Origin of the sequence: Weizmannia agrestimuris (assembly GCF_943193165.1) — a bacterium.
In the GTDB taxonomy this organism is placed as follows: Bacteria; Bacillota; Bacilli; order Bacillales; family Bacillaceae_C; genus Weizmannia; species Weizmannia faecalis.
In genome coordinates this window covers 1-25,980 of the sequence record NZ_CALPDC010000020.1, presented here as the reverse complement: position 1 = coordinate 25,980, position 25,980 = coordinate 1, and the positions used below count along the sequence as shown (strand labels likewise).

Genomic DNA, 25,980 nt, shown 5'->3' with positions numbered 1-25,980 from the left:
GAATTACCGTTACATTCGGTAATCAATCTTTTTTGCAATCAAAGACAAGCAAAAGCGGGGGAGCATTTTAACAGGGCTGGTTTCGCGATTAACAGATGTAATATCAATGATGGAAATCAAAATGCGATCACAGTATGTTAAGATTTTAAAGGAGCGTGGAAAGTTGAAGGCCTTCCTTCACATAGAGCCCGGCTATGTTAGGGCTTGCTGAACGAATCCGATTCTGAGTTTGTACTCGATTTGTCAGCAAGATTTGTCTTAAAATATAGAAGAATTCCTCTCCGAAAATGCGTGATTCTGTCTTCTCTATACATTGAATCAGCTTTCAAATGCAAACTTAAATTTTTGCCAAAGCTAGGAATTTTTCTTATTCAGCAAGCCCTAAATAACCAGAACCAGACCCGATAAAGCATCTGGAAAGAGGGGCGCGGTGGTGACAATACTTGGCGCACCCGCGGTCCCAAAGCTGGCAAATGCAAAATAAGAATTGACAAACCCGGTTGGAACTGCCATAATAGCAAGGACAAAAGATGAATGAATGCCTTTAAAACAGTCCCGTGAGGCTGGCAAGGTTCCGGATAAATGTGCACTTCCATGCACCTTGCTTTCATTCGGGCAAGGTGCTTTTTTTTGCCAAAAGGGCACTTCCTGGAAAACCCCTGCCTCGCATTTTACCAATCCATTGAGGGGGAGAAATATGGAACAGCATGAAATTCAAGTTAACCAAAAACTACCTTTTCTCAAAAGCCTGCCGCTAAGTTTTCAGCATTTGTTTGCCATGTTCGGTTCAACCGTTCTCGTTCCTGTCCTGTTTAAAATTGATCCTGCGACCATTTTATTCATGAACGGGATCGGGACGCTACTTTATATCCTGATCACAAAAGGAAAAATCCCGGCCTATCTCGGGTCCAGCTTTGCTTTTATCTCGCCGGTATTTGCCGTTCTTGCAAAACATGCGGGCCTTACCGGATACAGTTACGCATTGGGCGGATTCCTTGCAGTCGGCATTATTCTTGTCATCATTGCACTTATCGTTAAAATTGCCGGCACGGGCTGGATTGAGGTTGTCTTTCCGCCTGCTGCAATGGGCGCGATCGTGGCCGTGATCGGGCTCCAGCTTGTCCCGACTGCGGCACAGATGGCAGGCCTTGTCCAGACGGATGCTTCCGTAAAACACTGGAGCCCGGACCCTGATACCATCACGGTTTCCTTATTAACACTTGCAATTACAGTGGTCTGCTGGGTTACCCTGCGCGGCTTTCTTAAAATCATTCCGATCTTAATCGGGATCATTTGCGGCTACCTGATTTCCCTGGCATTCGGGATTGTCGACCTCAAACCCGTCCAGGAAGCAGCCTGGATCTCATTGCCGACGTACTATCCGATCAAACTGAACTGGTCCGATATCATGATGATCGTGCCGGCAGCGCTCGTCATCATTCCGGAACATATCGGCCACTTAATCGTCACAGGCAATATTGTCAAAAAAGATTTAACCAAGGACCCTGGGCTTGACCGGTCTTTGCTCGGAAACGGCATTTCCACGATTCTGTCCAGTTTTGTCGGTGCCACACCAAATACGACGTACGGTGAAAATATCGGTGTGCTCGCGATTACGCGTGTCTACTCCACATGGGTGATCGGCGGCGCTGCGGTTCTCGCCATTATCCTTTCCTTCTGCGGAAAATTGGCGGCGCTCATATCATCGATTCCGCAGCCGGTTATGGGCGGCATCTCTCTCCTCTTGTTCGGTGTCATTGCGGCAAGCGGACTCAGGATGCTGGTCGAACAAAAAGTGGATTACGGAAAATCGCAAAATTTGATTCTCACCTGCCTTGTTCTCGCTGTTGGCTTAAGCGGCGCAACGATCAATATCGGCACCGCCTCATTAAGCGGGATGGGGCTTGCAACAGTCGTTGCCATTATCGTAAGCCTGTTCTTTAAACTGCTGAACGTGCTCCATTTGGAAAACGAATAAATAAGGGGCGCCCCAAAAGCCGGAAACTGGCGGATGGGACGCCCCTTCTGTAATATTGGACGGGGTGCGCGAGAGCCCGCATACCATTTGCCCGGCCCGCTTTTCCGATAGCTTATAGCAGCCACAAACACCACTCCAAAATATGAAAAAACCTTTGTTTAAAAGAAAAAGCCCGGTTTCCCATACGGATACCGGGCTTATTTTTGATTATCGAATCAAGTTTGTTTTAGCCAAATCAATTAATTCATTGGCACGGCCGTTTAATACGGCTTTCAGCATCCACAGCGTAAAGCCGTGTGCTTGTTCATACGTAATTTTAGGCGGCAAGGACAATTCCTGGCGGTTTACGGCAACGTCAATAACGGCCGGTCCGTCATGTTCGAATGATTCACGGAGTGCCCCTTCCAGATCAGCTGGGTCTTCCACACGGATCCCTTTCATGCCCATCGCTTCAGCAATCGCTGCATAGTTCGGGCTGTCAAGGCCTGTTCCAGTTTCCGGATAGCCGGCTGCTTTCATTTCCAGTTCAACAAAGCTTAATGCCGTGTTGTTAAAGACAACGACTTTAACTGGCAGCTTATGCTGGCGGAGCGTTAACATGTCACCCATCAGCATCGACAGGCCGCCGTCCCCGCTGAGCGAAACAACTTGCTTGCCAGGTTGTGCAACAGCCGCGCCGATCGCTTGTGGAAGCGCATTAGCCATCGTACCGTGGTTAAATGAACCGAGCAGGCGGCGTTTGCCGTTCATTTGCACATAACGTGCTGCCCACAATGTTGGTGTACCCACATCGCAAGTGAAGATAGCATCTTCATCTGCCAGATCACTGACCAGTTTTGTCAAATATTGCGGGTGGATCGGTTTGCGTCCCGGTTTGCCAACAGCCAATTCATCGAGATCTTTTCTTACTTTTTGATAAGCTTTGACATGTTTTTCAAGATGCTTGCTGTTGTCTTTTTCCTGAATCATTGGCAGCAAAGCTTCAACTGTATCTTTTACATCTCCGACAACGCCGAGTGTCAGCGGTGTCCGGCGTCCCAAATGTTCGGAACGGATGTCGACCTGCAACACTTTTGCGTTTTTCGGATAGAATTGGCGGTACGGGAAGTCTGTGCCGAGCATCAGCAGCGTATCGCATTCCATCATGGCGTCATAGCCGGAAGAATATCCGATCAAGCCTGTCAACCCTGCAAAGTAAGGATTATCGTATTCCAAAAACTCCTTACCGCGCAGTGCAACGACCATTGGCGATTTCAGTTTGTTGCACAGTTCCATAATTTCGTCATGGGCACCCTGGCAACCCGCACCGCAAAGCAGCGTTACTTTTTTCCCGTCGTTTAAGTAAGAAGCAAGCTGTGTTAAATCTTCTTCTGACGGTTTCACGACCGGTTTGGCAAAATGGACCGGTACTTGCGGCACTGCTACGTTGTCATCCAGGCCTGCAACATCACCAGGCAAAACAAGAACGGAAACGCCTTGGTTTGCGACCGCCTGTTGCATCGCCATATTTACCATTAAAGGCATTTGTTCCGGGCGTTGTACTGTTTCAATAAAATGCGCACAGTCTTTGAAAATCAATTCAGGCCGTGTTTGTTGGAAATACTCGCTTCCGATTTCACTGCTCGGAATATGGGCGGCAATCGCCAATACCGGCACACGCGAACGGTTGCAGTCATACAGCCCATTGATAAGGTGCAAGTTTCCAGGGCCGCTGCTGCCTGCGCAAACCGCAATGCTGTTATTTAAGGTAGCCTCTGCGCCGGCTGCAAAAGCGGCCACTTCTTCATGGCGCACGCCGACCCATTCAATCCGCCCGGAACGCCGGATGGAGTCGAGCACTGCATTTAAAGAGTCCCCGACGATCCCATAAATTCTTTTTACACCTGCATTTAATAATGAATCAATCAGCAAATCCGCTATCGTTTTTGCCATTTGTCAATCCCCTTCTTTTCCATTTATTTTTCGTTAGTATCCCCTAAATGCCGGCTTTCAATCTCCTAATTCCTTTATCCGCATTGCGGCAAACCTAGCCAATGATCCCTTCTTTCTCCGCTGTTCTTGCACCCTTCGGCATTTGGCATACAAACTGTTATAGTAAAAAATGAATCTGTACTATATTTGTTCATAAAAAGTTCACATTTATATATTAAACCTATATATGCGGTGAAAACAAGGTTTTTGCATGAAAAAATTTATAAAATGCTTGTTTTGCACAAAACTGTATTAGTCCATATGCAAAAGATATTAATACACATTTTTAAAGCGGTTGCATTTTTTCGCGTCCGCAAAACAGACAAACCCTTTTTCATGCAATTTGCGTTATGATGGTATTGATGGATGATGAAAGGAATGAAGAATATGAAACGTTATACAATTGACCAGCTGGCACAAATGATTGACCATACCAATTTAAAACCGTTTGCGGATCAAGCGGCAATGGAATCACTTTGCAGGGAGGCGCAGCAGTTCCATTTTAAAATGGTGGCAATTAACTCCGTCCAAACTGCCCTTTGCAAACACTTGCTGGAGGGTACAGATATCCATGTCGGCGCAGCCATTTCTTTTCCGCTCGGGCAGACCACGCTTGAAACCAAAGTGTTCGAAACACAAGATGCGATCGAAGACGGGGCAGACGAAATTGACTATGTCGTGAATCTGTCCGAAGTAAAAAATAAGAACTACCGTTATATCGAAAAAGAGATGGAAACCATTACGGACATTTGCAGGGAAGAAGGTGTCATTTCAAAAGTGATCTTTGAAAACTGCTATTTGGAAAAAGATGAAATCGAAGCGCTGGCCCGGATTGCCAGAAAGGTGAAGCCCGATTTTATTAAGACTTCTACCGGGTTCGGAACAGGCGGAGCCACAATAGAAGATGTCCGGTTTATGAAAGAAATTGTCGGGGACGATGTAAAAGTGAAAGCTGCAGGCGGTATACGCGACGCTGAAACGTTCCTGGCAATGATTGAAGCAGGCGCCGAACGGATCGGCACAAGTTCAGGCGTACAAATCATGGCCAGTCTCCAGACAAAAGAAACAGATGGCGTGATGACGATCGAATAATGGTAAATCTAGAGCCTTAGTTATAGATTCATTTCGCATATCTTTTTTAAAGCCATCCTTTAAAAAAGATATGCTCCTTTTAGTTCATTAGAGATTTATTTCTAAACTATCCGTATATTTAAAAAGGAGACAATTTAAATATATGAATGATAATAGCAACGGAAGCAGCCTTTCGTTCGTAGATATAATTAAGACAACTAAACCATCTAAGATTCTCTTTTTTTCAGCATCTGTTCTTTCCCTTTTGGGATGTGTGATCAGTCTTACTGTCCCTCTGCTTATTGAAAGATTAATTGATCAGTTAAAATCAAATATAGACATCAAACTGATCGTTTGGATTATTGCCTTTTCATTATTAGAGAGTGTGGCATCTTCAATTTCACAATTTTTACTTTCCGTATCTGCAGAAAAAGTAATATTTAATCTACGGGAAGCACTGTGGAATAAAACATTACAATTGCCCATGAAATACTACCAGAAAAATAAATCTGAAGAGCTTGTGAGTAGATTAACAAATGATACAACTACTGTAGCGTCGATTGTAACGGATGAGATGGTTGATCTAATATCCTCATTTTTTACGCTCTGTGTTTCTATCGTCATTTTGTTGTTTTTAGATATTCCAATGACGCTTGCTCTCATTATTGTTGTCCCGCTATCCCTTTTTATTATTATTCCATTTGGTAAACGTTTTGGGGAGATTGCCTACAAATCACAAGACAGAATATCTGAACTTACAATGTTCTCTTCACAAATATTGAGGAATATTAAAATAGTAAAGTCATTTGGAGCCGAAACAAAAGAGTTGCAAAGTGGGAAAGATAAATTTTATTCACTTTACAAACTGGGAGTTAAAAGTTCGATTCTTAATGCTGTTATTGGTCCATTTCTGGGTACATTTGGTTTCTTATTACTCATTTCAGTTGTCGGATTAGGGGCCTTGCGGGTCAGCAACGGGGATATTTCAATTGGAAAATTAGTAGCATTTATTATTTACTTATTCCAAGTGATTGCCCCATTTATAAATATCAATATGTTTTTTACATCTTATCAGGAAGCAAAAGGCTCTCTAAAAAGGATTTTTGAAATCCTAAATGAGGATGTTGAACCTGATCACTTCTTAACAAATTCCGTTAAGAATAAAAATTCATTTAACACCTTAATATTGTCTCATATTACATTCTCTTATCATGAGGAGCAAGTTTTAAAAGATATCTCTTTTCATGTCAATAAAGGAGAGATCGTTGCATTAATCGGAGAAAGTGGGGCTGGAAAATCAACAATCTTTAATCTTATTGAACGCTTTTATGAACCGCAATCAGGAGAAATGTACTTAGATCATGTTTCTTTTAGAGAAGTGGAGCCGGGATTATGGAGACAGTCCTTTAGTTATGTACCACAGGATTCACAACTTTTTGACGGCACGGTAAAAGATAATATCACTTATGGTTTATCATCAGTAACGGAAGAAGAAATTGTTCATGCAGCAAAACTTGCCAATGCACATGATTTTATATTAGCACTTCCTGATGGATATGGAAGCGAGATAGGGGAGTACGGGAATCGTCTATCAAGCGGGCAAAAACAAAGAATTGCAATTGCCAGGGCTTTTCTAAGAAAACCTGATTTTATACTAATGGATGAATCAACCGCCAATTTAGATTCAGAATCTGAATATTTATTACAAGATTCTTTGAAACATTTATCTGAACATGTGGGCGTCATTTTAATTGCCCATCGTTTATCAACCATCATGAATACAGACCGGATTTTGGTATTGGAAAATGGTAAAATTACTGGAGATGGCAAGCATGAGACTCTATACCAAACCAACGCTTATTATAGAAATTTGATTCAACATCAAGGACTGAATAAGAATCAATCCTGAATTTCGAAAGAAAAATAGAAGTTTAAAATGAAAAAGTTCCCAAACCTGCCTTATTCCCAAAAATGTTAGGATCTGCTTCTCTCCTAAGCCAAATATAATCCTCAGCTGCCTCTGTGTAGGCAGCTGGAGCTAAATGGTGAGCTAAAATGATTTTTTAACCAATTTTATATAAAGCATACTTGTTTCCTCATTTTCCAACTATAATACCACGTTTATGGACAAATTGTTGCCCTTATCATAGTAGTGTTCGTTTGGTTCCGCAGTCCGTTTTCGTCATATTCATACTGGGCAATAGTTGTCCCGCTGATTGTCGTGACTTTTCCTCATTCTGGTAATTAGCAAGATTGCTATGTGCTGCTTTTTATGCTGCAATATTTCATTTCCGGTTGGTGCTGGGAATGATTTTTTTATCGGTAAATCGGCATTCGCAACCCGTTAATTTCGCCGGAAACAGTTGCGGCTTCTTTCATACCCGACCAGGCCGGGCACAAAAGAAGCCACTTCCGTTCGTGTAAAGTTTTATGCGTTTCCTTTTTCCACTGCTTCCGGGACGGTTTGCAACCCATTTTCGCTCCGGGTTTTGCGGATCAGGCCGACAAGCAAATAGACAACCGGGGTCATGATGATCGAAGCTGCAAATTTAAAAATATACTGGGTGAGAATCAGCGTTCCAATCATCCCAGGCGGCACCGTTCCGTAAAAAGCAATCACGATAAAAATAGACGTATCGATCAACTGGCTGAACATCGTGGAAGCATTGTTGCGCAGCCACAGTTTTTTTCTGCCGTGCCTTGTTTTCAGCTTATGAAATACAAAAACATCGAGATTTTGGCTGACCCAATACGAAATCAGGCTGGCCAACACGACGCGGAAACTGCCGCTTAAAATCGTTTTAAAGGCATCTTGGTGCTGAAAAGAAGGGGCAGCCGGGAGATGGATGGCGGCCACGATAAAAACCAGGGCAAGGATTTGGGTGAGAAAACCTGCCTGGACCGTTGCCCGGCCCGCCTTTTTCCCGTAAACTTCCACTGTAACATCAACAAGGGGATACGTAAAAATGTAAATGATGGCGGCAGCGGGCAGCACAATCGCATCGCCAATATGAAACAGCTTCACAGAAATGATATTCGATAAAATCAGCAGCCCGACAAACATGCCATTTAAGTATGCATTCATCTGTATCCCCCTCACCGGTTATCCACTTTTTCAGGATACAGATCGTGATGCATCAGGCGAAAATGGGCCATGTCTTCATATTTGGTGCCCGGCTTCCCGTAATTGCACCACGGATCGATGGAAATACCCCCGCGCGGCGTAAATTTTCCCCACACTTCAATGTAGCGGAGATCAAGCAGCTTGATGAGATCGTCCATGATGATATTGACGCAGTCTTCATGAAAATCGCCATGGTTGCGGAAACTGAAAAGATACAGTTTCAGAGATTTGCTTTCGACAATTTTTTTGTCCGGTATATAAGAAATATACATGGTTGCAAAATCCGGTTGTCCGGTAAGCGGGCACAGACTTGTAAATTCCGGACAATTGAATTTTACAAAATAGTCACGGTCCGCATGCAGATTGTCAACCGCCTCCAATACCCCGGGATCGTAATCCGCCGGGTATCTTGTTTTTTGGTTGCCGAGCAACGTTAAGTCCTGCAATCCTTCTTCTTGTTTTCTTCCAGCCATAAAAAAACCTCCTGTCAAAAATGTTCCCCTCATTTTTTCCAAGAGAGGCGCAGACCCGTGCCAGAATAAGATGAAAAAAGCCACATCCCGTATGGACATGGCTTTTTGATCCATTTATCCATAGTTTTTTATAGAGGGTTTGCTATGAACCTCATGCTTATGCAACTGTTCAATACCTCTCCCGGTCGGGTAGGTGTTCCTTACCATTTTAGAAAATGGTGCGGCGCCTGTAAACCCTTTGAACGAGAGAATCTTTCATTCATTCGAAATAAAAGCGATCAGTCTTCACTTTTTACAGGTTCCGCTTTCGCAAATAATTTTCCCGGCCAGAAAGCATAGCGGCCGAGCACGGTGGTAATCGCCGGCACGAGCAGCGGGCGGACGACAAAGGTATCCAGCAGAACGCCAATCGCGGTTACAATGCCGAACTGGACCAATATTTGGATCGGGAGCACCGTTAAAACCGCAAACGTTCCGGCTAAAATCAGCCCGGCTGAGGTAATGACGGCACCTGTTTCTGTGACGCCAAGGGCAATCGCGCGCCTGTGCGGCAAATGCTGTTTGTTTTTCCAAATGCCCGAGATCATGAAAATATTGTAGTCTTCCCCAAGAGCGACAAGAAATACAAATGCATAGAGCGGAATAAGGTCCTGGATGGCAGAAATGCCCAACCCATAATGGATCAGCAGCCAGCCTGCGCCCAATGCCGCCACATAGGAAAGCAGAACTGTCACAATCAAGTAAACCATGGCAACGAGTGACCGCAAATACAGCAGCAACAAAATGGCAATGATGAAAATGACAGACGGGACAATGACCTTCATATCCCTTTCAGTCACCTTTGCCGTATCATAAAGGGAAGAGGTAACGCCGCCGATCCAGATTTGGTTTTTGGACAGGCCGGCCTTTTGCAATTGCTTTTGTATCACCGGGTTGGATTGAATTGCTTTTTCACTGTACGGGTTATCTTTTAATCTTACATTGTAAGATTCATATTGTTTATTTTTTTTCCCGTATTGCGGCCCGGTTACGGTGTCAACAAACGGCAGTTTTTCAAGCGCTGCCTTTACATTCGCGCCTTTTCCTTCCGTATTTGCGATTACCTGGACAGGCGCCAGCTCGCCCGGCGAAAAATGGTCTGCGATGATTTCATAGCCTTCACGCGATGGCATATCTTTCGGGAACGACTCAATCAAGTTCTGCGTATACGCGATTTTAGGTGCGAAGGAAGCGAGCCCGCCGAGAATGATGACGCTCAGCACAATGATCAGCCACGGCTTTCTTGTGACCGCTTCTCCCACTTTCCGGCTCCATTTCCCATGCGCAGCATGACGGCGGATCTTTTTCCCTTTTTTCGCTTCCAGGGCGCGGGCCATTTGTTCTGTTCTCGGGATAAACGGAAAGAAAGAAGCCCGGCCTAAAATGGAAAGCAGCGCCGGCAGCAGTGTCAATGCAGCAATGCCCATGATAAAAATGGCAAGGCTGAACGGAACGGCAAACCGCTGATACGTCCCGTAGTGCGCAAAAAGCAATGTGAACAGGCTGAGCACGACCGTAATCGCACTGACCATGATCGCGCCGCCTGAATGCCGGATGGCCGTGTGCAGCGCTTTTATCTTATCTTCTTCTTCCAGCAAACATTCACGGTATTTCGAAACAAGAAATAAACAGTAATCCGTGCCGGCCCCGAATAAGAGGACAGTCATGATCGAAGTGGCCTGGGAATCCACTGTAATGATGCCTTCTTTTGCAAGAAAACCCAATATCGGCCCGATTGCCCCATAAGCAAATACGACACCGATAAGCGGAACAAGCGCCAAAATCGGCGACCGGTACAATACAATCAAGAGCACTAGCACAAGCAGCACGGTAGAAATCAACAGGGTGATATCCGCTTTGCTAAATAGGGACACCGCATCCGTGGATATGCCCGCAGGCCCTGTGAAGCGGACATGCAGGCCGGTATCCGCCAGTTTCTTATTCAAAACGGCTTTCGATTCGAGGGATGTCACTCTCTTTTTCAATTCTTTCAAGTTATCAGCGAGTTCATCCGTTCCTGCACTTTTTTCCATAAATACCGGCGTAACCATCGTAGTGCCGTCTTTTGAAGCCTGCCCGCCTAGTGCCTGCGGCGGCATTTTTTCGTACGGTGGGATAAAACTTTGTGCGGGAAGCGGGTTTTTCTTTAAATCCCCGTACAATTTAGCAATCGTTCCGTAATCCTGCTGCGTGAGTCCGCCTTCACGGTACCAGGCGATAAGAAGCGGCGTGCCCGCATTCGGGAACTGTTTTTCAGCCACCTTTTCAGCCCGGACGGACATGGCTGAATCCGGCAGATTTGCTGCGCTGTTATCCGTGACTTTATTCACATTCGGAAAAACAGCAGACAAAACGGACACGACCAGGATCCATGCGGCAAGCGTTACCCATCTCCCTCTCCTTCCTGCACATGCTCCCGTGAACTTTACCAGTAAATTTTTCATTGGTTCCCCACCTTTTTTACAGACTTATCACTATATTATTATAGATAAACCGGCCAAACAACCAAATCGGGGCGCAAAGGAGAGCCGGGGGCTGGATTTAAACCATTTTTGGAAAAACAAAAGGAAAACCTGCTTGTAAAAAGATGTTTTCGCGAAACGAAAGCGGGAATAGTACCTTTGTTCTCTTCGCCTTTTGTCATGCTTAAAATCATAATTGATTGAAAATTTTTTCATGTTCACTTATACTAAACGCATCAACTATTACTTCTTTTGGAAGGGGCAGTTTTCTTGGAACGGAATCATACAATCATGCAGTTTTTTGAATGGAATACGCCAGCAGACGGCAGCCATTGGAACCGGCTGAAAGAAATGGCGCCTGAATTAAAGAAAAGCGGGATTGATGCCGTCTGGCTTCCGCCGGTGACAAAAGGACAGTCAGACATGGACAATGGTTACGGGGTGTACGACCATTACGACCTCGGGGAGTTTGACCAGAAAGGCACCGTCAGGACAAAGTACGGGACAAAACAGCAATTACATGAAGCGATCAACGCCTGCCACGAGCACGATATCCAGGTCTATATCGATGTCGTCATGAACCATAAAGCGGGCGCGGATGAAACCGAATCTTTCCAAGTGGTGGAGGTCGACCCGATGGACCGCAACAAAGAAATTTCCGAACCGTTTGAAATAGAAGGCTGGACAAAGTTCAATTTTACAAACCGGAAAGGCAAGTATTCTGATTTTACGTGGAATCATACCCATTTCAGTGGCGTCGATTACGACAACCGGACAGGGCGGAACGGCATTTTCCGTATTGTCGGGGAAAATAAGCATTGGAGTGAGCATGTCGACAACGAATTTGGAAACTTCGATTATTTGATGTACGCGGACATTGATTACAACCATCCGGATGTAAAAAAAGAAATGATCGAATGGGGAAAATGGCTGGCCGATACGACCGGTTGCGACGGCTACCGGCTCGATGCCATTAAGCATATCAACCATGACTTTATCCGCGACTTTGCCGCTGCCTTAATGGAACACCGCGGAGACCATTTTTATTTTGTCGGCGAGTTCTGGAATCCGCAGCTGGAAGCGTGCCAAAAATACCTCGACCATGTACAGTTTAAAATCGATTTGTTCGATGTTGCACTCCATTATAAATTGCATGAAGCATCTAAAAAAGGGCGCGCGTTTGACCTCACGACGATTTTTCATGATACACTCGTTCAAACGCACCCGCTGAATGCTGTTACGTTTGTCGATAACCATGATTCACAGCCGAACGAATCGCTGGAATCATGGGTGGACGACTGGTTTAAGCAGAGCGCCTATGCCTTGATTCTGCTGCGGAAAGACGGTTATCCGTGCGTCTTTTACGGGGATATGTACGGCATCGGCGGCGACAATCCGATTCCCGGAAAAAAAGACGCCCTTTCCCCGCTTTTATCTGTCCGGCGGGAAAAAGCGTATGGCGAGCAAGATGATTATTTCGACCATCCGAACACAATCGGCTGGGTGCGCCGCGGCGTTCCGGAGATCCCGCATTCCGGCTGTGCCGTCGTTATCTCAAACGGCGAGAACGGCGAAAAAAGAATGCTTGTCGGAAAAGAGCGCGCTGGCGAGGTTTGGGTGGACGCTACCGGCAACCGGCAGGAAAAAGTTACAATTGGCGAAGACGGCTATGCAGGATTTCCGGTTAACGGCGGCAGCGTTTCTGTCTGGGTACAGGAAACGGATGAAAACTAAGGAGGGGCACTGTTCCATCTTCCGGAACGGTGCTTATTTCATTCTTTCAGCTTATAGCTGTTTTTGCCGCGTTTTTTAATTTCGTACATCGTTTCATCCGCTTTTGCAATCAAGGTTTCTTCATCGCTGCAATGGTCCGGATACAAACTGATCCCGATGCTGCCTGTTGCTTCTATTGAGTGGGGGCCGATTTGGAACGGGCGGCTGAACGCTTCCACCATCCGGTTTTGCAACGCGGTCAAAACTTGGCGCCTGTTGTGATTCATTGAACCAAAAAGAATCTGTGGTAAACTGTTCATACAGAAACCTTTAGAAGGGATACGCCATGGCACAATTCGTATACAAGCAAATTATCGATGATTTGAAACAAAAAATTTTTGCCGGACAGTTCCCCGATATGAAACTGCCGGATGAACGAAGCCTGAGTGAAGCCTATCAGGTCAGCCGCAGTTCCATTAAGCGGGCGCTCTCGAAAATGGCCAACGACGGCATTATTTTTAAAAAACGCGGTTCCGGAACATTCATCAATCCTTTGTATATAAAAAACGCGTCCATTTTTAATTACGAAGGCACAAACCTCGGTGTCACCGACAATTTTCACATGTATGGCCAAAAGCCGGCCACAAAAGTGCTCTGTTTTGAGGTCATTCCGCCGACAGAAGAATTGCAGCGGAATTTGTTTTTGAACCCCCATGATTTTGTTTATAAAATACGCCGGCTCCGCTTGTTTGATGAGGATCCGTTTATGATCGAGACCGGTTATATTCCGATAAAAATCGTCCAAAATTTAACGCCCGAAATCATTGAAGGCTCCATTTTCAACTATCTGGAAGATGTCCACAATATGGCCGTAACGAAATCTTTTTTATCTATTTTTGCAGAACCGTCCAACGCGAAGGACCGTGAACTTTTGCGTTTAAAAGAACATGAACCGGTCGGTATTATGGAAGGCATCTTTTTTCTCGACAACGGCACGCCGTTTGAGTTTTCCCATATGCGGCTCCACTATCAATATTTAAAGTTCAATACATTTGTATCGGTGTCAGAGTAGGCTGAATGCATTTCAGCTTTTTTAGACATGATATGTTCATAATTTCACGAATTTGGACCGTATTAATTTGTAAAAAGATTGATTTTTTAGGTGTAAGCGGTATGATGAACGTAGATGATAAATGAAAGGAAGCGGTTGAAATGGAAATGGCAGCTTCGCAAGTCGCTTATTCCTCCCCTGCTTATCTGAAAAATTTAGATGTATACTGGCGTGCAGCCAACTATATTTCGGTTGGCCAGCTTTATTTAAAAGACAATCCGTTATTAAAAGAACCCGTAAAGCCTTCTGATCTGAAAGCAAAACCGATCGGGCACTGGGGGACGATTTCAGGGCAGAACTTTATTTACGCCCATCTGAACCGAGTGATCAACAAATACGATTTAAATATGTTTTATATTGAAGGGCCGGGGCACGGCGGCCAGGTGATGGTATCCAATTCTTATCTTGACGGCAGTTATACTGAAATTTATCCGAATGTAACACAGGACATAGAAGGGATGAAGAGACTGTTTAAACAGTTTTCATTCCCGGGCGGCATTGCTTCCCACGCGGCACCGGAAACGCCGGGATCGATCCATGAAGGCGGCGAACTGGGCTATTCCCTTTCACACGGCACCGGCGCCATTTTGGACCAGCCCGATTTAATGGCCGCTGTTGTCGTCGGCGACGGGGAAGCGGAAACCGGGCCGCTTGCCACTTCCTGGTTGTCCAACCGGTTCATCAACCCGGTAACGGACGGCGCCGTTCTGCCAATTTTGCTTTTAAACGGTTTTAAAATCAGCAATCCGACCATGCTCTCCCGTATGTCTGATGAACAACTGGCGCTTTATTTTGAAGGGATCGGCTGGCGGCCGTATTTCGTTGAAGGAGAAGACCCGGAAGAAATGCACCGCGATATGGCGTATGTAATGGACCAAATGATCGAACAGATCCAAGCCATCCAGTCACATGCCCGGAAAACCGGTGACACCACCCGCCCCGCTTGGCCAATGCTTGTTTTCCGTGCGCCAAAAGGGTGGACCGGCCCTAAGGAATGGGACGAGAAGCCGGTTGAACATTCATTCCGCGCCCACCAGATTCCGGTGCCGGTCGACCAGGACCATATGGAACATCTCGATGTTTTAATCAACTGGATGAAAAGTTACAGGCCGGAAGAATTATTCAATGAAAACGGGCGGCTGAGACCGGAAATTGCCAAGATCGCCCCGAAAGGCAGCAAACGAATGGCGATGAATCCTGCCACCAATGCCGGCTTCCATATCAAAGACCTTGATCTGCCGGATTTCCGCGATTATGCGCTGGACAACAAGGAACATGGAAAACAGATGGCGCAGGATATGACCGTTTTAGGGACATATTTAAAAGACGTGATTTTAAAAAATGAAGCCAAACGCAACTTCCGGATTTTCGGCCCGGATGAAACGATGTCGAACCGCCTGGCGCCAGTATTTGAGGCCACAAAGCGGCAATGGGTGGGAAAAATCAAAGAACCGAATGATGAATTTTTGGCACCGGACGGCCGTGTCATTGACTCGCAACTGTCTGAGCACCAGGCGGAAGGATTTTTGGAAGGCTATGTTTTAACCGGCCGCCACGGTTTCTTTGCAAGTTACGAAGCGTTCCTGCGTGTCGTCGATTCGATGATCACCCAGCATTTCAAATGGCTGCGGAAAGCAGCAGAACAAAAGTGGCGTGCGGATATCCCGTCATTGAATGTGGTCGCCACTTCCACTGTATTCCAACAAGATCATAACGGCTATACCCATCAGGATCCGGGTATTCTTGGCCACCTGGCTGATAAAAAACCGGAATTTATCCGGGAATATTTGCCGGCCGATGCCAATACGCTGCTCGCTGTATTTGACAAAATCCTGAACGACCGTGGGAAAATCAATCTGATTGTTTCGTCCAAACACCCACGCCCGCAATGGTTTACCGTTGAAGAAGCGGAAGAGCTGGCAGACCGCGGACTGAAAATCATTGACTGGGCAAGCACGGACGAAGGCGGCAATCCGGATATTGTCATTGCCGCATGCGGGACAGAACCGTTGCTTGAAAGCCTCGCTGCTGTTTCGATTTTGCACGAAAAACTGCCGAAATTGAAGATTCGCATGATCAATGTGCTCGATATTTTGAAATTAAGAAGCCCGGCATTGGATCCGCGCGGCCTTTCGGATGAAGCGTTCGACGCCTATTTTACAAAGGACAAACCGGTTGTTTTTGCCTTCCACGGTTACGAAGGCCTGATCAAAGACTTGTTTTTTGACCGTGCAAACCACAATCTGCATGTGCACGGCTACCGTGAAAACGGGGATATCACAACGCCGTTTGACATGCGCGTGATGAACCAGATGGATCGGTTTGACCTTGTAAAAGAAGTGGTGTCAAGCCTGCCTGATACAGCCCGGCACGCAGCCCTCATCAGCGAAATGGACAGCATGCTGCAAAAACATCATGCGTACATCCGCGAAGAAGGCACAGATCTGCCGGAAATCGAAAACTGGCAGTGGCAAGCGATAAAATAACAGCAAGAAAAACCGGGCGGACGTATCGAAACCGCTGAAAAAACCAATGAAATATAAAACGGCGGGACACCATCATGAATCGTGTCCCACCGTTTTTTCATTCTATAGAGAAAACGGGTTTTTTCTTTTCCAAATCCAACATTTCTATTTCAATAAATAGAATTTTATTTTAAAATAGAAAGACAAGAAATGGCGAAAACGATCATGACCATCAATTCAATCTTACATCATGCGGGTGATAAAATGGAGCTAAGACAGGCATTGCATCATTTTTTCCTTGAAAAAACATGGCAATTGACGGAAGACTGGTACGCATCTCTCGACAAAAACAGCGTGCAGGGGGTTTATGCGTCCACCGACCCCGAAGTGGTTGCAAGACTGAAAGAGCAGAACCACGAGTTCCACGTCCAGTTTTGTGAAGTGTTTTTAAAAGATGAAGATACCTTTTTACACCATTTTGAAAAGTGGGTAATGAGCGTTGCACAAGATGAAGAGCATCTTGCCACACCGAACCACTTCATTTTGCGCGAGTTCTTCCACACGCAGGAACAGTATCTCGACCTGTTCGATTCATTTGTTGCAGCTCACGAAGGAGAGTATACATATGAGGAATTGAATTTTTGGCGCAGGGCGATCATCCGTACATTCGAACATGTCATGATCTGGTTTATGAAAGAAAACCACCACTATTCCTTAAAGCGGCTGGAGTCCCAGCAAGAAACGATTAAAGAGCTAAGTTCCCCTGTCATTATGGTCGGCAAAAATACCGCGCTGCTGCCGCTTGTCGGGGAAATTGATTCCAACCGTGCGAAAATCATTCTGGAAAAAACCCTTGAACAATGCGCAGAAAAAAGCGTTCTCCTTCTGTACATTGATTTATCCGGCGTGGTCGTCATCGATACGATGGTCGCCCAGCAAATTTTCCGGCTGATTGAGACGCTGCGGTTAATCGGGGTAAAATGCATTCTTTCGGGCATCCGTCCGGAAGTGGCGCAAACTGCCATTCAATTGGGCATTGATTTTAATGACATAACGATCCACTCAAAACTGGAACTCATGCCGGAATGATGAAAAATCTATCAATCTACTGCAAAAAGGATGCAACAGAGCGTTGCATCCTTTTTGCTGTTTCCCCAACCGCCCGCTTATGATTATTTTCATAGGAACAGGGTAAAAAAACGATGAGCCAAGGCGCCATGAAAAATTTTCTTCTTGCTATTTTAAGTTCGTGCTGATACGATAGAAGAGCATGATTTGGAAAGCATATATAGAGCATCAGGAGTCTTTCCAAGCAGATAATTTTGGCCAGTGGAGTAAAGGCATCGGTGTGCCGGGCCAAATGCCGAATCGGCAACTTTTGGTTGCCTTATTGATTGAGTGGGAAACTCAAATTTTATAAGTTGGTTACTTTACAACCGGTGCTTGTGCACATCAACTTGTGAAACGATCAATAAGAGTGGTAAAAGTAATTATTTGCTATATAGACTCTGATCCTATAAGAATATAAAGCTTTCTTTCATATTGTCCACGGACTTTTATGGCAGGCGTATATCCGTTTTTTGCAGATATGCATGCTTTTTTAGGATGATGATTTCAAGCAAGTGTTGTGCGCACGTATGCGGATTGCACTTGCTTTTTATTATGCAAAAATTCTTTTTGAAGGAGACAGACGAATGGGAAAAGCATTGATTATCGGGGCCGGCGGCGTAGCATCGGTCGCTGCGCATAAATGTGTCCAAAACAGCGAAGTCTTTGAAGAAATCTGTATCGCAAGCCGCACGAAATCAAAATGCGATGCGTTAAAAGCAAAGCTTGACGGCGGCAAAACGAAAGTGACGACTGCACAGGTCGATGCCAATCATGTCGATGAACTGGTTGCTTTAATTGAAAAAGTGAAACCGGATGTCGTCATGAACCTGGCGCTGCCTTATCAGGATTTAACCATCATGGAAGCCTGTCTTCAAACCAAAACAAACTATCTCGACACCGCGAACTATGAGCCGGAAGACACGGCCAAATTTGAATACAAATGGCAATGGGCGTACCGCGAACGTTTTGAAGAAGCCGGCATTACCGCCCTTCTCGGCAGCGGCTTTGACCCGGGCGTAACAGGCGTATTTTCCGCTTATGCCCTAAAACACCATTTTGACGAAATCAATTATATTGATATTTTGGACTGCAATGCCGGCGACCATGGCTATCCGTTCGCAACAAACTTCAACCCGGAAATCAACATCCGCGAAGTTTCCGCCAATGGCAGCTACTGGGAAAACGGCAAATGGGTCGAAACAAAGCCGATGGAGATCAAACGCGTATATGACTTTCCTGAAATCGGCGAACGCGATATGTACTTATTGCACCATGAAGAGCTGGAGTCGCTTGCCGTAAACATCCCTGGCATTAAAAGGATCCGTTTCTTCATGACGTTTGGCGAAAGTTACCTGACCCATTTGAAATGCCTGGAAAACGTCGGCATGACTTCGATTGAGCCGATTGAATTTGAAGGCAAGCAAATCGTGCCACTGCAGTTTTTGAAAGCTGTGCTGCCGGATCCGGCTTCCCTCGGCCCGCGCACAAAAGGGAAAACGAATATCGGCTGCATTTTCCGCGGCAAAAAAGACGGCAAGGACAAAACCTATTACCTTTACAATGTGTGCGATCATGAAGCCTGCTATAAAGAAGTCGGCGCGCAGGCGGTATCGTACACAACTGGCGTGCCGGCAATGATCGGCGCGATGATGCTGATCCAGGGCAAATGGGATAGAAAAGGCGTTTATAATGTGGAAGAATTTGATCCCGATCCGTTCATGGAAGCCCTGAACAAATGGGGCCTGCCGTGGAAAGAAAGCTTTAATCCGGAGCTTGTCGACTGATGAGATTTGAAGAACTGCCGACGCCTTGCTATGTGATTGATGAACAAAAGCTCGAAGACAATTTGAAAGTTTTAAACGGCGTGATGAAACGGACCGGATGTAAAATTGTTTTGGCACAAAAAGCTTTTTCGATGTTTGCTTTGTACCCGCTCATCGGCAAATACTTGAGCGGGACAACCGCAAGCGGCTTGTATGAAGCACGCCTCGGGCATGAGGAAATGGGGAAAGAAAACCATATTTTTTCCGCCGCTTACCGTGAAGGTGAAATCGATGAGATAGTCTCGATTTGCGACCATATTATTTTTAATTCATTTTCACAGCTTGAGAAATTCAAAGGCCGTGTCCTTGCAGGCGGAAAAAAGGTGGGCCTGCGCATCAATCCGGAATGCTCCACACAGACCGGGCATGCGATTTATGACCCTTGTGCGCCGGGTTCGCGCTTCGGTGTGACGCAGGCACAGTTCCGCCCTGCGCTTTTGGACGGCGTCACCGGCCTCCATTTCCACACGCTCTGCCAGCAAAATGCGGACGATCTGGCGACAACGTTGGATGCCGTCGAAGAAAAGTTCGGGGAATGGCTGCCGCAAATGGAATGGATCAATTTCGGCGGCGGCCACCATATTACGAGGGAAGACTATGACATGCCGCTCCTCGAAAAATGCATCAAGCGGATGCAGGAAAAATACGGTTTGGAAATCTACCTTGAGCCGGGCGAAGCTGTTGCTTTAAATGCCGGCTATCTTGTCACAACAGTGCTTGACACGGTGAAAAACGGCATGGACATCGCGATCCTCGATACGTCTGCGTCGTGCCATATGCCGGATGTGCTGGAAATGCCGTACCGCCCGCCGCTCATCGGGGCCGGGGAGCCGGGCGAAAAACCGTATACGTACCGGCTTGGCGGCCAGACATGCCTCGCCGGCGATACGATCGGCGATTATTCCTTCGATAAGCCGCTTAAAGAAGGCGACCGCCTTGTATTTGACGATATGGCCATCTACACCATGGTGAAAAACACCACCTTTAATGGCATGCCGCTTCCGGCCATCGCGATCCAATATAAAAATGGCGATTGCACAATTGTCCGTGAGTTCGGTTATCACGACTTTAAAATGAGACTCGGGTGAATGCCCGCCGTTCCAAATGCAAGGGGCTTTTCCAAATGCCGGATTGGCAGCGGAATTGCCCCTTTTTTTGCTGTCCTGGTTGCATGCTTCCTGCTTCCCTTTTTACTCCGTCATTGTTATAATAATATTTGGAAGCTTCCAATAACCTCAGGTTTTCCGGCATGCCCATACGTAAACGCGGACAGCTAACTTCTTTAGTATTTTACTATTTGAAGCCATTAGGTGTTCTTTTTGTGTTGCCTGAATTTCAATAAATGGAGGGATGGCAATGAAAAAGCGGGCAATTGTATATTGCGAAAACCAATTTGGCACAACAGATGGCAAAACAGCAAACGGACTCATCCGTGAACCCGGGAATTACACCATTACGGCTGTCATTGACAGCAGCAAACACGGGCAGGATGCCGGCATGCTCCTCGACAACAAATGGAGCGGCATTCCGGTTTGCAAAGACCTGGAAGACGCACTCATCCACTCCGGCCCGAAAACGGATGACTTCATTTTCGGCATCGCGCCGGCGAACGCCTTTTTAAAACCGGAAGAAAGAAAAGTCATTCTGCAGGCAATGGAAGCCGGATTGAACATCATCAACCCGCTCCAGGAATTTTTAACAGAAGATGAAGAAATGGCGGCCCACGCACAGGCTTGCGGTGTCACGATCCGCGATATCCGCAAACCGCGGCCGAAAAAAGAATGGACTTTGTTTACCGGAGAAATTTTGAAAATGAACACCCCTGTCGTTGCCGTGCTCGGAACAGACGGGGCCTGCGGAAAACGGACAACTGCCAAATGCATTGAAAAGGCATTCATGGAAAAAGGCTACCGCCCGGCATTTATCGCAACCGGGCAGACAGGCTTGATCCAGGGCGCCAAGTACGGGTTTGCGATGGATGCTTTCCCACTCCAATATTTAATCGGTGAACTGGAGCGCGAAATTTTGCGGGCCAATAAAGAAGAACATCCGGATATGATCATCGTGGAAGGCCAGGGCGCGCTCAGCCATCCGGCATATGCAAGCTCAACCGGCATTTTAAAAGGGGCAAGGCCGCAAGCAGTCATTTTACAACACGCCCCGAAACGAAAATATTTATCCGATTTTCCATTTGCCGAAGTGCCGAAAGTGGAAGATGAAATCAGCCTGATTGAACATTTCGGAAAGACAAAAGTCATCGGCATTACGCTCAACCACGATGGGATGTCAGAGCGCGAACTGGAAGAAACCATCCGCCGCTATGAAGAAACTTACCATCTTCCGGTTACGGATGTGTTAAAAACCGGCACAGACAAAATTATAAACGCCTTGCTCGATTTCTTCCCTTCCCTGAAAAAGGCAGTGGTTTCCTGATGGCCGTTCTTCCACGGGTGGAAATCAATCTGGAGAAGATCCGGCACAATGCCAAAACGTTAAAACAATTATTTGGGAGGAAAGGAATCAGCATTACAGGCGTTGTGAAAGGCGTTACAGCCGATTTAAACATTGCCGGCGCCCTGGTGGAGGCAGGCATCACAAGCCTCGCAGACTCGAAGATTGCAAATATCGAAAAAATGAGAAAAGCGGGGATCAAAGCAGATTTGATTTTGCTTCGTTCCCCCGGGATCAGCGAAGTAGAAAAAACGGTCCGGTATGCGGATATCAGCATGAACACGGAGCTGGATACGATCCGTGCATTATCCGCTGAAGCGGTGCGGCAACAGAAAACCCATAAAATCATCCTGATGGTGGAAATGGGAGATTTGAGGGAAGGCATATTATTAAAAGATGCCCCTGCGATGATCAGAGAAATATTCACCTGCCCCGGGATTGAACTGGCCGGAATCGGGACGAACTTTGCCTGCTTTGGAGGCGTGCTCCCGACCGAACAGAAGATGCAGACGTTTTCCCGGTTTGTCCAAGCTATGCAGGAGCTGTTTTCCCTCAAACTTCCTTATGTTTCCGGCGGCAACTCCGCCAATTACAACTGGGCCGTGAAAACAAAAGATGCCGAGGCCGTAAACAATGTACGGCTCGGCGAGTCCATTTTGCTGGGCCGCGAAACATCAGGCGGGCATATCATTCCGTCATTATATCAGGATGCCTTTTGCTTTGTTGCCGAAGTCATCGAATCAAAAATCAAACCTTCCGTGCCATATGGGACAATTGGCAAAAATGCATTTGGGGAACAAGTCACCTTTATCGACAGGGGCAACAGACGGCGGACCATTATCAGTGCGGGCCGGCATGATGTGCTTGTTTCAGGCCTTACCCCTGTCCGGCCGTTCCATATCATTGGCTCAAGCAGCGACCATATCATTTTGGATACAAAGGATGCGGTTCTCGTGCCGGGCGATGAAGTAAGGTTTTATATGAACTACGGCGCGATGCTGAGAGCCATGACGTCCCCGTATGTTTATAAAACGTATGTCCATGGCGCGGCCACAACCGAGCCTTACAAACAACAGTTTCTGCTTTCGCGCGGAACAAGGCAAAACCGTCCCCCAGAAACCGAAAAAAACCCTGCAAATTAAAGAAAGACAGGCTGCGAGCACAGCCTGCCTTTTTTTACTTCGTTATAATAATATCTTCCGCGCGGATATCACTGCCAAAGTATGGCGCCAGATTGTTGTTGTAATCATTTTTGAAAAAGCCATTGTTGTTTAACTTCGTAATTTCTTTGTTCATCCAATTAAGGAGCGATTTGTTGCCTTTTTTCACAGCAGGGGCAATATATTGGTTCGGCCCGAGCGTTTTAATGCCGACCGTATAATCCGGATGGTTTTTCACCCAAGCATACAGATAGGAATTGTCGTCCGCCAGTGCAACGGCCCGCCCGTTTTTAAGCGCATTGAACTGTTCTGTTTTGGAATCGTACTTTTGCAATTTCACATCTTTTTGCTTGCTTGTAAAATAGTTTTCCGCAGTAGTGCCCTTGTTGACGATCAAAGACTTGCCCTTTAATTGGCTGACATTTGTGATCGGGTTTTTCTTCGGTGAAACGACACCGATGGAAACTTTCATGTATGGCTTGGCAAAATCAACAACTTGCTTCCGTTCCGGTGTGACTGTGAAATTTGCCAGAACAAGATCCACTTTATTCGATTTCAATGCATCCACACGGCTGTTGGCGTTCACTTGCACGAATTTCACTTTTACCCCAAGATCTTTGGCAACCTGTTTGGCGAGCGCAACATCATATCCTTGCCGTCCCCCGTTTTTATCGACCCATCCGTACGGCGGAAGATCTCCAAATACGGCAATTTTGATCGTGCCATTTTTCTTAATTGCTGAAACACTGGACGGATTGCTGCTTGAAGAATTGCCGGAACTTTTGCCGCAGCCTGCAAGCGCCAGCGACAAAATCAATAAAAATGCTGAAACCAAACCAAACAAACGATGCTTTTTCATAGTCTAACCCTCCAAAATATTTTTCTTTTAAAAATCCATGCTTTCCAAAAAGCTTTTCGCCCGCTCTGTCTGCGGTTTAGTGAAAAATTGGCGCCCCGGGGTTTCTTCGAGAATCTTCCCGTCTTCCAAAAACAAGATTTTATCCCCGATTTGCCGGGCAAAATTCATTTCATGCGTGACGACAATCATTGTCATCTTTTCTCTTGCCAACCGCAGGATGATCTCGAGCACGCCGCGCACCATTTCCGGGTCAAGCGAGGCGGTCACTTCATCAAACAGCATCAGCTTCGGGTTCAGCTCAAGCGCGCGGACAATCGCCACCCGCTGTTTCTGCCCGCCGGAAAGCTGGCGCGGGTAGGCATTGGCATACTGCTCCATGCCGACTTCCTTTAACAGGCTCATGGCCTGGCGCGCTGCTTCGTCTCTTTTCCGTTTCTGGACTTTCACTGCACCGAGCAGGATGTTCTCCAACACCGTCATATTCGGAAATAAATCATAGCTCTGGAAAACCATTCCGATCTGCTGCCTGAGCCTGCGCCAGTTTTTCGGCGACGGCCGTACGGTTTCCCCATTAAACATAATGGTGCCACCCTGGAAGGCTTCGAGACCGTTTAAGCAGCGGATCAATGTACTTTTTCCCGATCCGGACGGCCCGAGGAGAACAACGACACTGCCTTCCTCCACTTCGAAAGAGATATCCTCCAGCACCCGTTTTTCGCCGTACGACTTTTTTAAATGTTCGACTTTCAGTAAAGGTTCAGCCATTAGCCCCTGCCTTGCCCCTCCTTTCTAATCGCCTTGCCAGCCGGGAAAGCGGATAGCATAAAATGAAATACAGGATAAAGATAAAACCGTATACCCAAAACGCGCCGTCCTGATAACGGTGGCTGTTCGCTTCGATAATTTGCTGGCCGACATTGATGACATCCACGACGCTGATCAATAGCAAAAGGGAAGTCGTCTTAATTATTCTGGTCATCAGGTTAATGGTCGCCGGAATCATTAAGTGGACCGATTGCGGCACAAGCACGTACCGGTAAAGCTGAACCGTGCTTAAACCGACCGCTTTTCCAGATTCCACCTGATGCATCGGAACAGAAATCAGCGCGCCACGGACGATATCGCTCATTTCGGCAGCCATCCACAGGCTGAAAACAATGGTCCCGACCGTATCCGCCTTATAGTTGATGTTAAAACTTTGCGGCAGAATATAGTAAAACAAAAATAACAGGACAATCGTCGGCACAATGCGAAAGAACTCCAGATACAGCCTAAGCAAAAGGCGGAGCAACGGATTGTGCAATGTCCTTAAAACCCCCAGCACGATGCCGAGGATACCGCCGAAAAAGATGGACAGAAAAGCAATTTTTGCCGATACATATAATCCGCCCAATAAACGTAAAAAATTGGCTCCTTCAAAAAAGATACTAATTCCCGAATGTCCCATAACGCACCTTCTTCTCCAGCCATGTCAGCAAGATGGACAATGGAATTAAAATGATGGCATAAGCCACAACGAGCATAAACAGATACTCATTCGTGTTGTAATACATCCCGATCAAGTCAAGTGCCGTGTTGGTTAGTTCCGGAATCGCCAGCACGGTAAAGATGGATGTTTCCTTGATTAAAAAAATAACATTTGCGGCGAATGCCGGGACACTGAGCATCAATCCCTGCGGAAAGATGACGTAGCGTGCCAGCTGGAACCGGCTCAGACCGATCGCAAGCCCGGACTCAATCTGCGTTTTAGAAACGCCTGCAAGCCCTCCGGAAAACCCTTCTGCCATATAACTGCCGCCAAGAAAAATAATCCCGATAATCCCGCAAGTCTCGGCGGAAAATTTGATCCCGACTTGCGGAAGCCCGTAAAAAAGAAAAAATAACTGGATCAATAAAGGCGTATTGCGGGACAGTTCCACATAGGCCGTTACAAGTTCCCGTAAAACCGGCACCTTAAAATACTGGATAAAACTGCATATCAAGCCAAGAACACCTGCCCCGATAATGCCGAAAAAGGAAAGCCGCAAAGTGAGCCAGAATCCTTTTTCAAACATGGGCAGGCTGTTTTGCACAACGGTCCAGTCCATCTCACCCCTCCTCGTATAATAAGTTTAAATCCAAAGTGGATGTCAATTTCCAGTTCATTCTGCTGCTCATTGACAAGTGAATA

The 25,980-nt window shown here is 46.3% G+C and carries 20 protein-coding genes; 11 read left to right on the top strand and 9 right to left on the bottom strand.

The annotated features are described in order from the left end of the window. Positions 1–697: 697 nt before the first annotated feature. Positions 698–1,978: a uracil permease gene (uraA, locus tag NFR98_RS09275; protein ID WP_014096666.1), complete on the top strand. Its 1,281-nt coding sequence runs from the start codon at positions 698–700 to the stop codon at positions 1,976–1,978. A gap of 207 nt (positions 1,979–2,185) precedes the next feature. Here the strand turns inward: uraA and poxB are convergent, their stop codons facing one another. Then, positions 2,186–3,910, bottom strand: a complete 1,725-nt coding sequence (poxB, locus tag NFR98_RS09270) for a ubiquinone-dependent pyruvate dehydrogenase (protein WP_046721055.1) — start codon at positions 3,908–3,910, stop codon at positions 2,186–2,188. A gap of 426 nt (positions 3,911–4,336) precedes the next feature. Here poxB and deoC point away from each other — a divergent pair, with 426 nt between their 5' ends. Together deoC and NFR98_RS09260 are read left to right on the top strand one after the other, a co-directional pair. Next, positions 4,337–5,041 (top strand): deoxyribose-phosphate aldolase, encoded by a 705-nt coding sequence (gene deoC, locus NFR98_RS09265; protein ID WP_172653422.1) that lies wholly within the window; start codon positions 4,337–4,339, stop codon positions 5,039–5,041. 142 nt (positions 5,042–5,183) lie between these two features. Beyond that, positions 5,184–6,929, top strand: a complete 1,746-nt coding sequence (locus NFR98_RS09260) for an ABC transporter ATP-binding protein (protein ID WP_019720308.1) — start codon at positions 5,184–5,186, stop codon at positions 6,927–6,929. A 519-nt stretch (positions 6,930–7,448) separates the two neighbouring features. On the opposite strand, the gene NFR98_RS09255 is transcribed toward NFR98_RS09260, so the two are convergent. From NFR98_RS09255 to NFR98_RS09245, 3 genes are all read right to left on the bottom strand, one after another. After that, the gene (locus NFR98_RS09255) at positions 7,449–8,105 is read right to left on the bottom strand and encodes a queuosine precursor transporter (RefSeq protein WP_014096662.1); all 657 of its coding nucleotides are present in this window, start codon (positions 8,103–8,105) and stop codon (positions 7,449–7,451) included. 11 nt (positions 8,106–8,116) lie between these two features. Continuing rightward, positions 8,117–8,617 carry a preQ(1) synthase gene (gene queF, locus NFR98_RS09250; protein ID WP_014096661.1) on the bottom strand — a complete coding sequence of 167 codons (501 nt, stop codon included), beginning with the start codon at positions 8,615–8,617 and terminating at the stop codon, positions 8,117–8,119. A 278-nt stretch (positions 8,618–8,895) separates the two neighbouring features. Next, positions 8,896–11,100 (bottom strand): MMPL family transporter, encoded by a 2,205-nt coding sequence (locus tag NFR98_RS09245; RefSeq protein ID WP_251459990.1) that lies wholly within the window; start codon positions 11,098–11,100, stop codon positions 8,896–8,898. A 288-nt stretch (positions 11,101–11,388) separates the two neighbouring features. On the opposite strand from NFR98_RS09245, the gene NFR98_RS09240 reads away from it, so the two are divergent. Further along, positions 11,389–12,852 carry an alpha-amylase gene (locus NFR98_RS09240; protein WP_061086813.1) on the top strand — a complete coding sequence of 488 codons (1,464 nt, stop codon included), beginning with the start codon at positions 11,389–11,391 and terminating at the stop codon, positions 12,850–12,852. Between the two features lie 38 nt (positions 12,853–12,890). Here the strand turns inward: NFR98_RS09240 and NFR98_RS09235 are convergent, their stop codons facing one another. After that, the gene (locus NFR98_RS09235; RefSeq protein WP_014096658.1) at positions 12,891–13,151 is read right to left on the bottom strand and encodes a diguanylate cyclase domain-containing protein; all 261 of its coding nucleotides are present in this window, start codon (positions 13,149–13,151) and stop codon (positions 12,891–12,893) included. Positions 13,152–13,177: 26 nt separating this feature from the next. On the opposite strand from NFR98_RS09235, the gene NFR98_RS09230 reads away from it, so the two are divergent. The 7 genes from NFR98_RS09230 to NFR98_RS09200 all read left to right on the top strand — a co-directional run bounded on the left by NFR98_RS09230 (position 13,178) and on the right by NFR98_RS09200 (position 22,933). After that, positions 13,178–13,903, top strand: coding sequence for a GntR family transcriptional regulator (locus tag NFR98_RS09230; protein WP_014096657.1), 726 nt, complete (start codon positions 13,178–13,180; stop codon positions 13,901–13,903). A 146-nt stretch (positions 13,904–14,049) separates the two neighbouring features. Continuing rightward, positions 14,050–16,428 carry a phosphoketolase family protein gene (locus tag NFR98_RS09225; RefSeq protein ID WP_041818266.1) on the top strand — a complete coding sequence of 793 codons (2,379 nt, stop codon included), beginning with the start codon at positions 14,050–14,052 and terminating at the stop codon, positions 16,426–16,428. A 243-nt stretch (positions 16,429–16,671) separates the two neighbouring features. Continuing rightward, positions 16,672–17,496 carry an STAS domain-containing protein gene (locus NFR98_RS09220; RefSeq protein WP_035183129.1) on the top strand — a complete coding sequence of 275 codons (825 nt, stop codon included), beginning with the start codon at positions 16,672–16,674 and terminating at the stop codon, positions 17,494–17,496. Between the two features lie 605 nt (positions 17,497–18,101). Continuing rightward, a complete protein-coding gene (locus NFR98_RS09215) occupies positions 18,102–19,301 on the top strand; it encodes a saccharopine dehydrogenase family protein (protein ID WP_071452437.1) in 1,200 nt (399 codons plus the stop codon). Next, positions 19,301–20,428: a carboxynorspermidine decarboxylase gene (nspC, locus tag NFR98_RS09210; RefSeq protein WP_071452190.1), complete on the top strand. Its 1,128-nt coding sequence runs from the start codon at positions 19,301–19,303 to the stop codon at positions 20,426–20,428. Before NFR98_RS09215 ends, nspC begins: the two co-directional genes overlap by 1 nt. Before the next feature lie 268 nt (positions 20,429–20,696). Further along, positions 20,697–21,773, top strand: a complete 1,077-nt coding sequence (locus NFR98_RS09205; RefSeq protein ID WP_061565307.1) for an N-acetyltransferase DgcN family protein — start codon at positions 20,697–20,699, stop codon at positions 21,771–21,773. Continuing rightward, a complete protein-coding gene (locus tag NFR98_RS09200) occupies positions 21,773–22,933 on the top strand; it encodes an alanine/ornithine racemase family PLP-dependent enzyme (RefSeq protein ID WP_014096651.1) in 1,161 nt (386 codons plus the stop codon). The genes NFR98_RS09205 and NFR98_RS09200 overlap by 1 nt, the downstream gene beginning before the upstream one ends. 34 nt (positions 22,934–22,967) lie before the next feature. Here the strand turns inward: NFR98_RS09200 and NFR98_RS09195 are convergent, their stop codons facing one another. Genes NFR98_RS09195 through NFR98_RS09180 form a run of 4 tightly spaced genes read right to left on the bottom strand, consistent with a single transcriptional unit; the run spans position 22,968 to position 25,897 of the window. Then, the gene (locus NFR98_RS09195) at positions 22,968–23,810 is read right to left on the bottom strand and encodes a cysteine ABC transporter substrate-binding protein (RefSeq protein WP_046721059.1); all 843 of its coding nucleotides are present in this window, start codon (positions 23,808–23,810) and stop codon (positions 22,968–22,970) included. A 27-nt stretch (positions 23,811–23,837) separates the two neighbouring features. After that, on the bottom strand, positions 23,838–24,575 hold the full coding sequence (locus tag NFR98_RS09190) for an amino acid ABC transporter ATP-binding protein (protein WP_014096649.1): 738 nt from the start codon (positions 24,573–24,575) through the stop codon (positions 23,838–23,840). Further along, positions 24,568–25,257 (bottom strand): amino acid ABC transporter permease, encoded by a 690-nt coding sequence (locus NFR98_RS09185; RefSeq protein ID WP_251459988.1) that lies wholly within the window; start codon positions 25,255–25,257, stop codon positions 24,568–24,570. Before NFR98_RS09185 ends, NFR98_RS09190 begins: the two co-directional genes overlap by 8 nt. Further along, entirely contained in the window at positions 25,238–25,897 is a 660-nt protein-coding gene (locus NFR98_RS09180; protein ID WP_251459986.1) for an amino acid ABC transporter permease, read from the bottom strand. The genes NFR98_RS09185 and NFR98_RS09180 overlap by 20 nt, the downstream gene beginning before the upstream one ends. Between the last annotated feature and the right edge of the window lie 83 nt (positions 25,898–25,980).

Coding starts and splice junctions, on each gene's coding strand:
- queF (WP_014096661.1), bottom strand. CDS start 8,617: ATGGCTGGAAGAAAACAAGAAGAAGGATTGCAGGACTTAACGTTGCTC.
- NFR98_RS09220 (WP_035183129.1), top strand. CDS start 16,672: ATGGAGCTAAGACAGGCATTGCATCATTTTTTCCTTGAAAAAACATGG.
- NFR98_RS09215 (WP_071452437.1), top strand. CDS start 18,102: ATGGGAAAAGCATTGATTATCGGGGCCGGCGGCGTAGCATCGGTCGCT.
- nspC (WP_071452190.1), top strand. CDS start 19,301: ATGAGATTTGAAGAACTGCCGACGCCTTGCTATGTGATTGATGAACAA.
- poxB (WP_046721055.1), bottom strand. CDS start 3,910: ATGGCAAAAACGATAGCGGATTTGCTGATTGATTCATTATTAAATGCA.
- NFR98_RS09195 (WP_046721059.1), bottom strand. CDS start 23,810: ATGAAAAAGCATCGTTTGTTTGGTTTGGTTTCAGCATTTTTATTGATT.
- NFR98_RS09255 (WP_014096662.1), bottom strand. CDS start 8,105: ATGAATGCATACTTAAATGGCATGTTTGTCGGGCTGCTGATTTTATCG.
- NFR98_RS09190 (WP_014096649.1), bottom strand. CDS start 24,575: ATGGCTGAACCTTTACTGAAAGTCGAACATTTAAAAAAGTCGTACGGC.
- NFR98_RS09230 (WP_014096657.1), top strand. CDS start 13,178: ATGGCACAATTCGTATACAAGCAAATTATCGATGATTTGAAACAAAAA.
- NFR98_RS09225 (WP_041818266.1), top strand. CDS start 14,050: ATGGCAGCTTCGCAAGTCGCTTATTCCTCCCCTGCTTATCTGAAAAAT.
- NFR98_RS09260 (WP_019720308.1), top strand. CDS start 5,184: ATGAATGATAATAGCAACGGAAGCAGCCTTTCGTTCGTAGATATAATT.
- NFR98_RS09185 (WP_251459988.1), bottom strand. CDS start 25,257: ATGGGACATTCGGGAATTAGTATCTTTTTTGAAGGAGCCAATTTTTTA.
- uraA (WP_014096666.1), top strand. CDS start 698: ATGGAACAGCATGAAATTCAAGTTAACCAAAAACTACCTTTTCTCAAA.
- NFR98_RS09200 (WP_014096651.1), top strand. CDS start 21,773: ATGGCCGTTCTTCCACGGGTGGAAATCAATCTGGAGAAGATCCGGCAC.
- NFR98_RS09235 (WP_014096658.1), bottom strand. CDS start 13,151: ATGAACAGTTTACCACAGATTCTTTTTGGTTCAATGAATCACAACAGG.
- NFR98_RS09205 (WP_061565307.1), top strand. CDS start 20,697: ATGAAAAAGCGGGCAATTGTATATTGCGAAAACCAATTTGGCACAACA.
- deoC (WP_172653422.1), top strand. CDS start 4,337: ATGAAACGTTATACAATTGACCAGCTGGCACAAATGATTGACCATACC.
- NFR98_RS09180 (WP_251459986.1), bottom strand. CDS start 25,897: ATGGACTGGACCGTTGTGCAAAACAGCCTGCCCATGTTTGAAAAAGGA.
- NFR98_RS09245 (WP_251459990.1), bottom strand. CDS start 11,100: ATGAAAAATTTACTGGTAAAGTTCACGGGAGCATGTGCAGGAAGGAGA.